Below are 13988 nucleotides of genomic sequence, written 5' to 3'. Positions count from 1 at the left end.
CGCGGGGCCGCGCGGGGCCACCCTGCGCCGGCGGCTGATGGTCCTGCTGATCGTCGCCGGCGTGGTGCTCGGGCTGCTGCTGGGCGCCGCGGGCCTCGTCTTCGCGCAGCTGGCCGATCGGCAGGCCGCCCTCACGAAGAACATCTTCGCCGCCGTGGTCGCGGTCGAGGAGGGACTCATCACCTACGTCGACGCCGAGACCGGGCTGCGCGGCTTCGCCCTCTCCGGCGACGAGGACATCCTGGCGCCCTACGTCCAGTCGCTCGCGCAGCGCCCGTCGTTCGTCGCGATCGCAGAGGACCTGTCGGACGTCGTGTCCGACCCGGAGCTGCTCGCCAGGGCGCAGGCCGCGGACGCGGCTGCCGACGCCTGGATCACCGACTACGCCGAACCCCTGGTCGCCCAGGTGCGAGAGCAAGGCCCCTCCTCCGTGGACTTGGCGAACGTCGAGGCCGGCAAGGCGCAGTTCGACGCCTTCCGCGGTGCGGTCGAGCACCTGTCCCACGAGGTGCGGAGTGCGCGCAGCGACGTCGCGGCCGACCTGGCGCGCTGGACGAGGTACGCGTCGACGGTCGTCGCGCTGCTCGCCGTCGCGGCCGTGACGGTCGGCATCCTGATCTGGACGGCGCTGCGTCGTTGGGTCGTCGAGCCGCTGGACGCGCTCGCCGGCGACGCGCGGATCGTGGCCGGGGGAGACCTGCGCCACGAGGTCGTCGCCACCGGGCCCGGGGAGATCGCCGACCTGTCGCGGGACGTCGAGCGGATGCGTGGCGCGCTGCTCACGCAGGTCGAGGCGGTCGAGGCCTCGCACGCGCTCCTGGAGGAGCAGGCCGAGGAGCTGCGCAGGTCCAACCGCGACCTCGAGCAGTTCGCGTACGTGGCCTCGCACGACCTGCAGGAGCCGCTGCGGAAGATCGCGAGCTTCACCCAGCTGCTGCAGAAGCGCTACGGCGGGCAGATGGACGAACGGGCGGACCAGTACATCGAGTTCGCCGTGGACGGCGCCAAGCGCATGCAGCGCCTCATCCAGGACCTGCTCGGGTTCAGCCGTGTCGGCCGCGTGGGCGGCGAGGTGACCGACGTCCCGCTGGACGAGGTGCTCGACGTCGCGCTGGGCAACCTCGAGAACGCGATCACCGACTCGGGTGCCGTCGTGACGCACGACGAGCTGCCCGTCGTGCGCGGCGAGGCGCCGCTGCTGGCCCAGCTCTTCCAGAACCTCGTCGGCAACGCCGTGAAGTTCCGAGCCGCCGACCGCGTGCCGCACATCCACCTCAGCGCTCGGCTCGTGCAAGACTCGGGCCGGAGCGAGTGGGAGCTGGAGTGCCGCGACAACGGCATCGGCATCGACGCGCAGTACGCGGAGCGGGTCTTCGTGATCTTCCAGCGGCTGCACCCGAAGGACGTGTACGAGGGGACGGGCATCGGCCTGGCCCTGTGCAAGAAGATCGTCGAGTTCCATGGCGGTCGCATCTGGATCGAACCGCCCGCCGGTGAGGGCACCAGCATCCGCTGGACCCTGCCGTCGACGCAGACCAACGACCGAGACCCGGTCGAGGAAGTGAGCGTCACCCGTGACGGAAGCTCGTAAGCCCATCGACGTCCTGCTCGTGGAGGACGACCCGGGCGACGTCCTGATGACCCGCGAGGCGTTCGCGGAGCACAAGGTCGCCAACCGGCTCTCTGTCGTGTCGGACGGCGTCAGCGCACTGGCGTTCCTGCGCAAGGAGGGCGAGCACGCCGACGCCCCCACGCCCGACCTGGTGCTGCTCGACCTCAACCTGCCCCGCATGGACGGGCGCGAGGTGCTCGAGGCGCTCAAGGCCGACGCCAGCCTGCGCTCGATCCCGGTCGTGGTCCTCACCACCAGCGAGGCCGAGGAGGACGTGGTGCGCAGCTACTCGCTGCACGCCAACGCCTACGTGACCAAGCCCGTGGACTTCGACCGGTTCATCGACGTGGTGCGCCAGATCGACGAGTTCTTCGTCGAGGTCGTCCGCCTCCCGTCTCGCTGATCCCTGCCGGCTGCGAGTCGTCGCAGCCGGCGGGAAGAGGACGCGTGCTCGTCGTGTTGACGCAGGTGTGCCGGAGGGCACGGGGGTGCCTGGACCGGCATCCCTGGACGAACGAGAGGTGCGTGCGCGACGCATGCTTGACCCCAGCGAGATCTACGACGTCGTCCCCGAGGTGGCTGCCGAGCTGGACGCTCGCACGGCCGCCGGTCAGGGCCCTGTCCTGGTGCACGCCGTGCGTGGGTTCATCGACGCCGGCAACGCCGGGCAGATCGCTGCCGAGCACCTGTCGGAGGAGCTGACCAGCAGCCGCCTTGCGACGTTCGACGTCGACCAGCTGCTCGACTACCGCTCGCGCCGCCCGCTCATGACCTTCGACGCGACCACCTGGGCCTCCTACGAGGAGCCCGAGCTGGTGGTCGACCTCGTCCAGGACGCGGTGGGCACGCCGTTCCTGCTGCTGCACGGCTCGGAGCCCGACGTGCAGTGGGAGCGTTACGTGGCGGCCGTGCGCCAGATCGTGGAGCGGTTCGACGTGTCCCTCACGGTCGGCGTGCACGGCATCCCGATGGGCATCCCGCACACGCGGCCCGCCTCGGTCACCGCGCACGCGACGCGGCCCGAGCTCGTCGCCGACCACACCTCGTGGTTCGGGACCGTCCAGGTCCCCGCGAGTGCGAGCTCGCTGCTCGAGCTGCGCCTGGGGGAGTCGGGCCACGACGCGATGGGGTTCGCCGTGCACGTGCCGCACTACCTCACCCAGTCGTCGTACCCGCAGGCCAGCATCGCTGCGCTGCACGCCGTCGAGCGGGCCACCGGTCTGGACCTGCGCACGTCCGCGCTGACGGCGGCCGCGACGGACGCCACGGCCGAGATCGAGCGCCAGGTCGCGGGCTCCGAGGAGGTCGCGGGCGTGGTGCACGCGCTCGAGGAGCAGTACGACGCCTTCGCGCGCAGCTCGGGCCGGGGCAGCCTGCTGGCCCGTTCCGCGGACCTGCCGACCGCCGACGAGCTGGGCGCCGAGTTCGAGCGCTTCCTCGCGCAGCAGGGCGACGAGCCGCCCGCGGGCTGACCCCCGACGCGGCGACGTTTACCCAATCGTTGTCGAAGCATGGCGCCCAGGTGGCTGAAACCGTGGCGTACGCCACACCCCTGTGCAACTATTTGCGCGTCGCACTCGATCTCTCGAGGCGGCAGGGCGCGGAGAAGGTCCGTCGTCGTCACCGGTGGGACAGAAGGAAGCAAGACATGGCACAGGGTGCTGTCAAGTGGTTCAACTCCGAGAAGGGCTTCGGGTTCATCGCCCAGGACGGTGGCGGCGCTGACGTCTTCGTCCACTACTCGGCGATCGACACCCAGGGCTACCGCTCGCTCGACGAGGGCCAGCGGGTGGAGTTCGACATCGCGCAGGGCCCCAAGGGCCCCCAGGCGGAGCACGTCCGCCCGCTCTGATCGACTTCCACCGCCACCGGCTCACGCCGGTCGGCGCGTGCAGGGCCGCTTCCCGTGCGTCGGGAAGCGGCCCTACGCCGTCCCTGGGTCTGCGCCGGGGTCGGTCGCGGGGTCGCGCAGCGCGGGGGACCGCCCGGCGAACGTGAGGAGCTCCTCACCGTGCAGGAGCCGGGCCGGCGCGGGCAGGCTGCGCACGGCGCGCGCGAGGGCCGGCGCCCCCAGCACGTCGGTGCGGTCGGTGCCGGCCAGCACGAGGTTGCCGTAGCCGCGCCCGCGCAGCACGCCCGGCTCGGCGATCGCCGCCACGTCGACGAAGGCGTCGCGCAGCGTGGCGACCTCGCAGCGCGCGGTCGCGAGCGGCGGCCGATCCGCGCAGTTGACGAGGTAGAGCCCGCCGGGGCGCAGCACGCGCACGACCTCGGCCGCCATCTCGCGGGTCACGAGATGCGCGGGCGTCACGGAGCCGGCGAACACGTCGCGCACCACGACGTCGGCGCTGGCCTCCGGCATGGTGGCCAGCTGCGCGCGGGCGTCCCCGGCCCTGATCCGCAGCGCCGGGGAGCGCGGCAGGTCGAACCAGCCGCGCACGAGCTCCGGGAGTGCCGTGTCGAGCTCGACGGCGACGTGCCGCGAGCCCGGGCGCAGGGCGTGCAGAGCTCGTGCCAGTGCGCAGCCGGCGGCGCCCAGGTGCACCACGTCGAGGGGGCCGGTGCCGTCGTCGAGCCGTGCGACCACCGCGGCCATCTGCTGCATGTACTCGAACGCCAGCACCTCCGGGCGGGCCAGGTCCAGGTAGGAGCTGGGCACGCCGTTGACCAGCACGGTGACGCCGTCCGGCTGGTCGGGGTCCCGCACCAGCTCGACCGTCCCGGTGGGGATGCGCACCGGGCCCTCGGGCCAGGCTGCCGCCGTCCGTGTGGGTGCCCGGTGCGAGGCTGAGGCCCGTCGCGTGGATCGGTCGCGGGCAGCCATGGCGCCACGGTACGGCCTGCGTCAGGGATGCACGTGCAGGACGCAGCGCAGGACGGCGGCCCGGGACGGCCGGGCTCCGGCGGCTTGGCGGCTCTGCGGCCGGTGTTGACGCGATCGAACATCTGTTCGATGATGAGTGCGGGAGGTGGGGTCATGGCGACGCTCGACGTGGTGACGCAGGTGCAGGACAGGCGGGACGCGCGCGGGCCCGTCCCGGTCACGCGGTCCCTCGTCTCGCCGCGTGCCCGCGAGCTGGTGCACCGCGCCGACGCCGAGCTCCTGGCGGCCCAGTACTCGTCCGAGGCGTGGGAGCAGTTCAGCCACGCGCACCTCGCCGCGGTGCGCGCGGGCGCGGCCGTCGTGGCGAGCAGGGCCGCGTCCGGTGGTCGCCGCGCCCCGCGCACGGTCTGGGCGATGCTGCACGAGGTCGCCCCCGAGCTGGACGAGTGGTCCGAGTACTTCGCGGCCGGCGCGTCCGCCAGGGCGGCGGTCGAGGCCGGCCGGTTCGAGGTCGTCAGCGGCGAGCGGGCCGAGCAGACGCTGTGCGCGGCCGAGGACTTCGTCGACGAGGTGCGTCGCCTCGTGCTCGACGAGGGAGCGGCGAGCCTGGGTGAAGCCGAGCGTCCCGCCGCCCGGACGCGCGGCGGGATGCTCGCTGTGAGGGCCTCGTGAGCCGAGCTCCGCGGTCCGCTGCCGCGCGGCGCGACTGGGGCCGCGAGGAGGACGGCTGCTCGATCCTGCACGTCGACATGGACGCGTTCTTCGCGTCGGTCGAGCTGGCTCGCCGCCCCCAGCTGCGAGGGCTTCCGGTCATCGTGGGGGGCGCCCAGCGCGGGGTGGTGCTGGCCGCGACCTACGAGGCGCGCGCGTTCGGCGTCCACTCCGCCATGCCCATGAGCGTCGCGCTGCGCACGTGCCCGCAGGCCGTCGTCATCCCGCCGGACCACCACGCCTACCACGAGGTCTCCGTGGGCGTCATGGAGCTCCTCGGCGAGATCACCGCGCTCGTGGAGCAGGTCAGCGTCGACGAGGCCTTCCTGGACGTCGCAGGCGCGCGGCGCAGGCTCGGGCCGCCCACCGCCATCGCGGCGCTGATCCGGGCCCGGGTGCACGAGCGCTACGGCGTGACGTGCTCGGTCGGCATCGCCTCGACCAAGTTCGTGGCGAAGCTCGCTTCCGGCCACGCCAAGCCGGACGGTGTGCTGCTCATCCCGCGCGCCGCGGCCGTCGACTTCCTCCACTCGCTTCCGGTCGGCGCCTTGTGGGGCGTGGGGGAGCGCACGGAGGCGGCGCTGGCTCGCTCGGGGATCGACTCGGTGGCAGAGCTGGCCGCGAGCGACGTCGCCACGGTGCAGCGGGCCGTGGGCAAGGTGGCCGGCGCGCACCTGCACGACCTGGCGTGGGGCCGTGACCCGCGGCCGGTGAGCCCGGGACGCGTCGAGAAGTCGATCGGCGCGGAGGAGACGTTCGTCGAGGACGTCGCCGACCTCGACGTGGTGCAGAGCAAGGCACTGGAGCTCGCGGACCGCTGTGCGGTGCGCCTGCGCAAGAGCGGCATGGTCGGGCGCACGGTGAGCGTCAAGGTGCGCACCTCCGACTTCCGCACCCTGACCCGTTCCCGCACGCTGTCGACCCCGACGGACGTCGGCCGGGAGATCTACCTCGCCGCCCGCGAGCTGCTGGCTGCCGCCGATCTCGGCGGTCTGCCCGTGCGCCTCGTGGGAGTGCGCGTGGAAGGGCTCGGAGCCGTGGCGGACTCGGTGCGCCAGCCCACGCTCGAGGAGGCCATGGCGGAGCCCGTCTCCGTGGGGGTCGCGGTGGCGACGCGGCGTGCGCTCGGTGTGCCCGGCGCCCGTCGTGAGGCCGAGAAGGCCATGGATGTGGTCCGCGAACGTTTCGGAAAGGTCTCAATACGGGCAGGAGCGACATCTCGCCCCCCGTCGGAGGCTCGTTCGGCTACCACCTTCGTACCAGCCGATCTATCCTGAACCTGATACGGATCCATCAGGTTCGACAGGAGTCGGGATGCCACTCTCCGAGTACGAGCAGCGCGTCCTCGAGCAGATGGAGCGACAGCTCACATCAGACGACCCGCGTCTCGCGAACACGTTGACCCACAACGGTCACCGAGCCGCCGGCCGGTACGTCATCGCGTCGGTCGGTGCCGTCGTGGGCTTGCTTCTTCTCGTGTTCGGCGCCGCTGGTAGCCAGCCGCTGCTGGGCGTGCTCGGGTTCGTGGTGATGTTCGCGGCCGTCGCGTTCGCGTTCGCCAACCCCCGCCGGCATCGTGGCCAGGCGGGCCCGCAGGGCGTTGTCGCCGCAGACGGCACCGTGCGCCGCACCCCGGCGCCCCGCGCTCACCGCGGGTTCATGACCCGACTCGAGGAGCGCTGGGAGAAGCGTCGCGGCGAGGACGGTCGCTGAGCAGGTCCTTCACCGCGAGGGTGATCTCGCGGACCGCGCGCTCCAGCACCTCCGGGTCGACATCGGGCGCGCTCGGCGCGTAACGGTCGGCCTCGACGAGGCGTGACAGCGACACCAGGCTCTCGGCAGCGCCGCCCTCGAGCCCGCGCTCGCTCCGCTCCACCAGCTGCGCCTGGATCAGGTCCACGGCGGCACGAGGCGTGGTGGCGTCCGACCAGCGGATCCCCCGCGAGCCCAGCGCGCGCCGCAGCCGGCTCCACGCCGCCTCGGGCGTGAGGTCCACCCGGCGGCGCCGGTGCGCCACGGCGACGGCGGCGGCGATCGTCGCCAGGGCCAGCACGATCGCCACGGTGATGCCCACGGGCACCCAGTTGGTGCCCTGCGCCGGCGTCGACGTCGAACTCTGCTCCGGCTCGGACGTGGAGTCGCTGCCCGGCGCCTGCGCCTGGCCGGTGGGCCGGATCGCGTCCGGTCCCGTGACCTGGTCGGAGGAGCGGAACGGGTCGCTCCACACCGGCGGGGCGCCGGACTGGATCGCGGGAGTCGGCTCGAAGCGCACCCAGCCGAGGTCGTCCCCGAAGTAGAGCTCGGGCCATGCGTGAGCCTGCTTCCCCGTGACCACGATCGACCCCTCGCCGTCCGACTTGCCGGGCAGGAAGCCGATGCCGACGCGCGCCGGGATGTCCAGCGTGCGCGCCATGATCGTCATGGTCGTCGCGAACTGCACGCAGTACCCGTGCTTGTCCTGCAGGAAGTCCCACACGGCGTCGTCGGTCTTGGCGGGCGCCACGCGCACGTCGTACGTGAAGTTGGCGGTCGAGCGCAGGTACGTCTGCAGGTCCATCGCCCGCTGGTACGGCGTGGTCGCGTCGGCGGTGATCTCCCGGGCGAGCTCCGCGATGTCGTCGCGGTGAGAGGTCTCCGGGACGTCCAGCACGCCGGAGGCGGTCGCGTCGTCGGGAGCGGGCGTCGTGGCGTCGGCGAGGTCGTTCGAGGTGAGGTTCGGCATCTCCACGACCATCGAGTACTCGAGCCCGGGGGAGGTCGCCGCTGACCCGAACACCTCGTCGCGGTCGGCGTCGTACTGCCACTGGCCGGGCACGTCGACGGTCCGGGGGAAGATCCCGATGGGGAGGCGGGCCTCGTCCAGCGAGGCCACCTTGACGTCGACCCGAGCGAGCGTCCCCCGCTCGGCGCTGGGCGGCTGGTTGGCCAGCTGCGGGTCGGGCGAGAGCAGGCCACCCGGGACGACCGGTCCCGTGGCCGTCGGCGTCGTGGGGGTCCACGTGCGGCCGTCGAACTCCGTGAGCGTGAAGGCGCGCAGCGGCCCGAGGCTGCCGGCGCTCACGGACGGGCCCGTCGGGCTCTGGCTCGCCGACGGGCTCGCCGATGGGCTCGCCGACGCGCTCGGCGACGCCGCGTCCTCGTCGGCCGGTTGCACAGGCTCAGGGGCCGTGACCGAGTACGTCAGCACGGTCTGCCCGCTGCGCTGGCCCAGGCTGTGGCGCAGGTCCAGCTGGTCGCTGAGCCGCACCGGCCCGGCCGAGCCGCTCCCGAAGCTCGGGAGCCTGATCGCGGACCAGCCGGGGATGGCCGCGAGCACGGGGCCCAGCAGGACCGCGCCGACCAGGACGGCGGCCGTCGACCACGCGGCGGCGGACGCGAGCCTGCTGCGCTCGACGCGGCCGGCGTGCGGCGCCGCGGTGAGCGCCAGCAGCAGCAGGTAGGCCGCGCCGGTCCAGAACAGCGCGCCCGCACCGATGCCGAAGCCCAGTGAGACCGCGGGGATCCACATGGCGGCGTACACGAGCCCCGCCCATGCCGCGCGTCCGAGGGCGACGGCGAGCAGGTCCGCGAGCAGGAACACCGACAGCGCGCCCACCAGCATGACGAGCTCGACCGACCGTGTGACGGTCAGGGGGACGACGGACGAGTTGATGATCGACAGTCCGTCACCCCAGGCCGAGGTTGTCCGGTCCCAGGCGTCCAGGTCGGGCACGAGCTGGACCCGGCCGGGGGGCGCGCCGTAGCGCAGGACGAGGGTGATCAGGGCGGCGACGGCGCCGACGGCGGACGGGATCCACCACGTGCGGGTCAGCCAGCGCACGCCCGCGACGAGCGCGGCGAGCATGACGACGCCCATCCAGATCGCGCCACGCGAGCCGGTGCCGTCCAGGAGGTTGCCCAACGCCAGGGTGCTCGCGCACGTGCCGACGGCCACGAGGGCCGTGGCGATCGCGGCGCGGCCACCGCGCGGCGCCAGTCGGGTGACGACGCTCATCGCACGCTCCCCAGCATCCGGGTCCAGGCGCCGACGACGTCCTCGCCCGGCTCGACCATGACGGCTCTCCACCCCGCGCGCCGCAGGGCGCGGACCGTGTGCTCGGCGTCGCTCTGGCGGGCGGCCGTCGAACCGTCCGAGCGGACCATGGCCCACCCCTGCGCCGTATCGACCACGTGCGCGAGGGCCTCGCGGGAGCGCACGCTCAGGGCGCCCAGCACGGCGAGCACGATCTCCCCGCCGGCCTCGGTGCTGTCGAGCATGTGGGCCGCGGCGATCAGTGCCTTCTCGGCGTCGGCGGCCGCGCGGGGCCGTTCCAGGTCGATCGTGCGATCGAGGAGCGCGCTGCGCGCCGAGTCCGTGCGCGCGTGCACGAACGGCGTGCCGACGGCCGAGACGTGCGTGCCGTCCAGCATCCGCACCGGGTGGCCCGCGTCGAGCATCGCCAGCGCCATCGAGGCACCGGCGGAGATGGTCCACTCGAGCGCACCCGCGCTGCGCAGCGGCAGGTCCATGAGCACGGAGACCGGACGCATGCCGGCTCGCTCGTCGGACCGCACCATGAGGGCGCCGCGGCGGGCGCTGCTGCTCCAGTGCACGCGGCGCAGGTCGTCGCCCTCGCGGTAGTCGCGCAGCGACGCGTCGTCCGTGGAGGGGGACCGGGCACCCAGGGCCACCCGGTCCGGCTCGCCCACGAGCACGTCCGACGGCGTCGGCAGCGCCGCGATGGTCGGCCACACGCGCACCTCCGCGCTGTCCCCGAGCGTCGTGGAGGTGGTGACGGTGCCGAAGACGTCCGAGCGCGTGACCACGAGCGGGCCGATGGGCCAGCGGCCCCGGCGGGCGGCCTCGACCGTGTAGCTCACGGTGACGTGCGCGCGCTCGCGGGAGACCTGCGCCTTGAGCGGCCGTCCGGCCGAGAGCTCGGTCGCGGCCTGCTCGGCGAACCGGAGGCCCGCCAGGCGCGTGCGTGATCCCACGTCGTGCGCCCGGATGTGGACGTCGACCCCGACGACGGACCCCGCGTGCACGGGGTTCGGCATGACCAGCCGCTCGACGTCGATCCGGCTGCGTCCCCGAGCGGGGTCGCGCCAGGCGACGACGGCCGCCGCACCGCCGACGCAGAGCAGCGCGAGCGCGGCGATCCGCACCAGGTCGGTCGACCCCATGCCCGTACCGAGGCCCAGGGTCGCGAGGCCGACGCCCGCCAGGCCCCAGCCACGGGCGGTGGGACGCAGGCGCATCAGCCGATGGCGCGGGAGGCGCGGGAGGCGGGCACGGGCGTGGGCAACGGGATGCGCGCCACGATGTCGCGGACGATCGCGTCGGTGCCGCGGCCGGACAGGCGCGACTCGGTGCTCGGCAGCAGGCGGTGCGCCAGCACGGGTTCGGCCAGCTGCTGCACGTCGTCGGGGAGCACGTGGTCGCGGCCGGCCATCGCGGCCACGCCCTTGGCGGCGCGGAGCAGCTGGATCGCGGCGCGCGGCGAGGCGCCGAGGCGCAGGCCCTGGTCCTCGCGGGTGGCCGTGACGAGGTCGACGACGTACCGCTTCACGCCCGGCGCGGCATACAGCCGGCGCGTGGTGTCGACGAGGCGCGCGACGTGGGCGGCGTCGGTCACCGGCCGCATGTCGACGAGCGGGTCGGACGACTCCTGCATGTCGAGCATCCCGAGCTCGGACTCGATGCTGGGGTAGCCCACGGTGAGGCGGGCCATGAAGCGGTCGCGCTGGGCCTCGGGGAGCGGGTACGTGCCCTCCATCTCCACGGGGTTCTGCGTCGCGACCACGAGGAACGGGCGCGGCAGGGGATAGCTGTGCCCGTCGACCGTGGCCTGCGCCTCCTGCATGCACTCGAGCAGGGCCGACTGCGTCTTGGGCGAGGCGCGGTTGATCTCGTCGCCGATGACGATGTGCGCGAACACCGGGCCCGGCCGGAACTCGAACTCGTGCGTCTGGCTGCGGAAGATGTTGACGCCGGTCAGGTCGCTCGGCAGCAGGTCCGGCGTGAACTGGATGCGCCCCACCTGGCAGTCGATCGAGCGGGCGAGCGCCTTGGCGAGCGTGGTCTTGCCGACGCCCGGGACGTCCTCGAGCAGGAGGTGCCCCTCGGCGAGCAGCACGGCGAGCGTCGTCTGCACCAGCTCCGGCCGGCCGCTGACCACCTGGCCGATCCCCGCGCTCATGCGCTGCATCGTCTGGACGAGGTCGTCGAGCTCGCTCGACGTGGGCACGGCCTGCAGCATGAACGCCTCCTTTGGCGGGACTGCCACGAGCCTACGTGCCGACCGCCCACCCCGGCAGGGAGTTCACCCCACCACTTCGCTCCACCGCGCGCCCCGGGGCGCCCCCCGAGCGGGCGTCGGCGCTGTTCGGAGTCCGGTTTGCCCGTGAATGCGGCGGTACGACGCGCGCCCTGCCGGCGCACGACATGCCCGAGCGTTCGCGCGGTGCATTTCCCCTCCACTTCCCACCACCGCACATGACCTGGGCAGATGCTGCGCACACGGGTGAATTCGGGCCCCGGCACGATTGCCAGTGGAGGAAAGTGGAGTACCGTGGGGGCACGTGGTGAGGCAGGGAGAGCCGAGCTCGAGACAAGGGAGGGAGGCGGGGTGTCCAGTGATGCGACGTCCGGCCTCTTCGGCTCGTCCGCGCCCTTCCTCGGCACGTACACCCCGCGTCTGGACGAGAAGGGCCGGCTCATCCTTCCGGCCAAGTTCCGTGGTCAGCTCTCAACGGGTCTGGTCATGACCCGCGGCCAGGAGCGCTGCCTCTTCTTGCTTCCGATGGACGAGTTCCGTCGGTACCACGGCCAGCTCGCGCAGGCGCCGGTCACGAGCAAGCAGGCCCGTGACTACCTGCGCGTGTTCCTGTCCGGCGCCAGCGACGAGCTGCCCGACAAGCAGGGCCGCATCTCCATCCCGCCGGTGCTGCGCAAGTACGCCGGGCTCGACCGGGACGTCGCCGTGATCGGTGCGGGGACCCGGGTCGAGATCTGGGACCTGCAGGCATGGGAGACCTACCTGGCCGAGCAGGAGTCCGGCTACGCCGACACCACCGAGGAGGTCTTCCCGAACGGGCCGTTCTGAGGTGGTGCACGCGGCGACACGTCGCCCGGTGAGACCTCCTCCCGTCCGCTCTGACGCACTTCCCCGCGTCAGAGGGCCGGTGGGGGATCTGGTCGGACGGCGGAGGGGCCGCTCGACCACACCTTTTCACGCAGGGAACCGGCGTCGGAGAACGACGCAGGCACAACGCAGGCACGACGCAGGACTCGCGAGCAGGAGAGGGGGGCGCAGTGAGCGACGAGCGACCGGCCGACGAGCGCCACGTCCCCGTCCTGCTCCAGCGCTGCCTGGACCTGCTCGCGCCGGCGCTCGCGGTCGAGGGTGCCGTCATGGTCGACTCGACCCTAGGCATGGGCGGGCACACCGAGGGCGTGCTGACAGCGTTCCCGCACGTGCGGGTGATCGGTCTCGACCGCGACACGCAGGCGCTCGAGCTCGCGGGCCGCAGGCTCGAGCGGTTCGGCGACAGGTTCACCGGCGTCCACGCGGTCTACGACGAGATCCGCGAGGTGCTCGACGAGCTGGGCGTGCCCGCGGTCCAGGGCGTGCTCATGGACCTCGGGGTCTCGTCGCTGCAGCTCGACGAGGTGGACCGCGGCTTCTCCTACGCGCAGGACGCGCCGCTGGACATGCGCATGGACGCGACGCAGGGGACTACGGCCGCGGACGTGCTCAACACGTACGACGAGCGGGAGATCGCGCGCATCCTGCGCGTGTACGGCGAGGAGCGGTTCGCCCCGCGCATCGCGCGCAACATCGTCGCCGCGCGCACCAAGGCGCCGCTGACCCGGTCCGGCGAGCTCGTCGACATCATCCGGGCGAGCATCCCGGCGGCCCACCGCAAGGTCGGGGGGCACCCGGCCAAGCGCACGTTCCAGGCGCTGCGCATCGAGGTCAACGGCGAGCTGGAGACACTCGAGCGCGCCGTGCCCGAGTCGATCGAGGCGCTCGGCGTCGGCGGCCGCATCGTCGTCGAGGCGTACCAGTCGCTCGAGGACCGGATCGTCAAGCAGGCGTTCGCCGCCGGCGCGACCACCAGCGCCCCGCCGGACCTGCCCGTGGTGCCCGAGACGCACACCCCGTACCTGCGCCTCGTGACGCGCGGTGCGGAGGAGGCGGACGAGGCCGAGCTCGAGCTGAACCCGCGGTCCGCCTCCGTCCGCCTGCGGGCCGCGGAGCGGGTCCGGCCCACGCCGGCGCACATGCGCCCCCGCACCCTCGAGCAGCCGACCCGACCACGCAGCACCCGCAGGAGGACCGCATGAGCGCCCAGGCCACGGCCCGCGTCGCGCCCCCCGCGTTCGCCCCGCGTCCCCGCCCCGAGCGCGAGGCCGCGCCCGCACCCCGGCTGCGCGTCGTCCGGGCACCCGCGCAGGCGCGCACCCGCGTGCCGTTCGTGCTCGTGTGCATGGCCGTGCTCGCCGCTGCGCTGCTGTCCGCGCTGCTGCTCAACACGCAGATGGCACAGAACGCCTACCAGCGTCACGACCTGACCAACGAGCTGGCCCGGCTGGACCAGGACCAGAAGGACCTGGTCGCGGTGCTGGACCACAAGTCGTCGCCCGAGGAGCTGGCGGCCTCCGCGCGCCGGCTCGGCATGGTGCCCGCAGCCGGGACCGGCTGGGTGCGCCTGGCCGACGGCAGCGTCCAGGGCGTGCCGAAGGCGTCGAAGTGAGCGCCCCCACCACCGAGCGCCCGCGGACGCGGGTGACCGCGCCCGCCGCGAGCCCGCCCCCCGCCCCGCGCCCTGCCCGGGTGATCCCCGGGCGCCCGGCGC

General features: G+C 73.4%; 14 protein-coding genes. 10 read left to right on the top strand and 4 right to left on the bottom strand.

Translation table 11 applies throughout. The features are described 5' to 3' along the window. Positions 1 to 37 precede the first annotated feature (37 nt). From QRT05_RS11905 to QRT05_RS11890, 4 genes are all read left to right on the top strand, one after another. Positions 38 to 1591, top strand: coding sequence for a sensor histidine kinase (locus tag QRT05_RS11905; protein WP_289447492.1), 1554 nt, complete (start codon positions 38 to 40; stop codon positions 1589 to 1591). Then, positions 1575 to 2015, top strand: a complete 441-nt coding sequence (locus tag QRT05_RS11900; protein WP_289447491.1) for a response regulator — start codon at positions 1575 to 1577, stop codon at positions 2013 to 2015. Before QRT05_RS11905 ends, QRT05_RS11900 begins: the two co-directional genes overlap by 17 nt. Before the next feature lie 133 nt (positions 2016 to 2148). Beyond that, positions 2149 to 3084, top strand: coding sequence for a PAC2 family protein (locus tag QRT05_RS11895; RefSeq protein WP_289447490.1), 936 nt, complete (start codon positions 2149 to 2151; stop codon positions 3082 to 3084). Positions 3085 to 3260: 176 nt separating this feature from the next. Then, the gene (locus QRT05_RS11890) at positions 3261 to 3464 is read left to right on the top strand and encodes a cold-shock protein (protein WP_289447489.1); all 204 of its coding nucleotides are present in this window, start codon (positions 3261 to 3263) and stop codon (positions 3462 to 3464) included. 72 nt (positions 3465 to 3536) lie between these two features. Here QRT05_RS11890 and QRT05_RS11885 read toward each other — a convergent pair whose 3' ends face one another. After that, positions 3537 to 4436 carry a spermidine synthase gene (locus QRT05_RS11885; RefSeq protein ID WP_289447488.1) on the bottom strand — a complete coding sequence of 300 codons (900 nt, stop codon included), beginning with the start codon at positions 4434 to 4436 and terminating at the stop codon, positions 3537 to 3539. Between the two features lie 153 nt (positions 4437 to 4589). On the opposite strand from QRT05_RS11885, the gene QRT05_RS11880 reads away from it, so the two are divergent. From QRT05_RS11880 to QRT05_RS11870, 3 genes are read left to right on the top strand one after another with little or no spacing between them, the layout of a single operon-like run. Next, positions 4590 to 5108 carry an SAV_6107 family HEPN domain-containing protein gene (locus QRT05_RS11880; RefSeq protein ID WP_289447487.1) on the top strand — a complete coding sequence of 173 codons (519 nt, stop codon included), beginning with the start codon at positions 4590 to 4592 and terminating at the stop codon, positions 5106 to 5108. Next, complete coding sequence (dinB, locus tag QRT05_RS11875; RefSeq protein WP_289447486.1) at positions 5105 to 6424, top strand: DNA polymerase IV; 1320 nt, start codon at positions 5105 to 5107, stop codon at positions 6422 to 6424. The genes QRT05_RS11880 and dinB overlap by 4 nt, the downstream gene beginning before the upstream one ends. Positions 6425 to 6461: 37 nt before the next feature. Then, complete coding sequence (locus QRT05_RS11870) at positions 6462 to 6860, top strand: DUF3040 domain-containing protein (protein ID WP_289447485.1); 399 nt, start codon at positions 6462 to 6464, stop codon at positions 6858 to 6860. On the opposite strand, the gene QRT05_RS11865 is transcribed toward QRT05_RS11870, so the two are convergent. The 3 genes from QRT05_RS11865 to QRT05_RS11855 are packed head-to-tail and all read right to left on the bottom strand — an operon-like array spanning position 6805 to position 11386. Then, positions 6805 to 9141: a transglutaminase family protein gene (locus tag QRT05_RS11865; RefSeq protein ID WP_289447484.1), complete on the bottom strand. Its 2337-nt coding sequence runs from the start codon at positions 9139 to 9141 to the stop codon at positions 6805 to 6807. The genes QRT05_RS11870 and QRT05_RS11865 overlap by 56 nt on opposite strands. Continuing rightward, the gene (locus QRT05_RS11860; protein ID WP_289447483.1) at positions 9138 to 10385 is read right to left on the bottom strand and encodes a DUF58 domain-containing protein; all 1248 of its coding nucleotides are present in this window, start codon (positions 10383 to 10385) and stop codon (positions 9138 to 9140) included. The genes QRT05_RS11865 and QRT05_RS11860 overlap by 4 nt, the downstream gene beginning before the upstream one ends. Then, positions 10385 to 11386 carry an AAA family ATPase gene (locus tag QRT05_RS11855; protein WP_289447482.1) on the bottom strand — a complete coding sequence of 334 codons (1002 nt, stop codon included), beginning with the start codon at positions 11384 to 11386 and terminating at the stop codon, positions 10385 to 10387. Before QRT05_RS11855 ends, QRT05_RS11860 begins: the two co-directional genes overlap by 1 nt. 369 nt (positions 11387 to 11755) lie before the next feature. Between QRT05_RS11855 and mraZ the strand changes: the two genes are divergently transcribed. The 3 genes from mraZ (at position 11756) to QRT05_RS11840 (ending at position 13886) form a co-directional block, all read left to right on the top strand. Next, positions 11756 to 12232 (top strand): division/cell wall cluster transcriptional repressor MraZ, encoded by a 477-nt coding sequence (gene mraZ / locus QRT05_RS11850; protein WP_289447481.1) that lies wholly within the window; start codon positions 11756 to 11758, stop codon positions 12230 to 12232. A gap of 209 nt (positions 12233 to 12441) precedes the next feature. After that, entirely contained in the window at positions 12442 to 13476 is a 1035-nt protein-coding gene (gene rsmH / locus QRT05_RS11845) for a 16S rRNA (cytosine(1402)-N(4))-methyltransferase RsmH (RefSeq protein WP_289447480.1), read from the top strand. Continuing rightward, entirely contained in the window at positions 13473 to 13886 is a 414-nt protein-coding gene (locus QRT05_RS11840; RefSeq protein ID WP_289447479.1) for a hypothetical protein, read from the top strand. The genes rsmH and QRT05_RS11840 overlap by 4 nt, the downstream gene beginning before the upstream one ends. The last annotated feature ends 102 nt before the right edge of the window (positions 13887 to 13988 follow it).

This window comes from Cellulomonas edaphi, from assembly GCF_030362815.1.
Classification (GTDB): Bacteria; Actinomycetota; Actinomycetes; order Actinomycetales; family Cellulomonadaceae; genus Cellulomonas; species Cellulomonas edaphi.
This window is presented reverse-complemented; position numbering and strand designations above follow the sequence as displayed.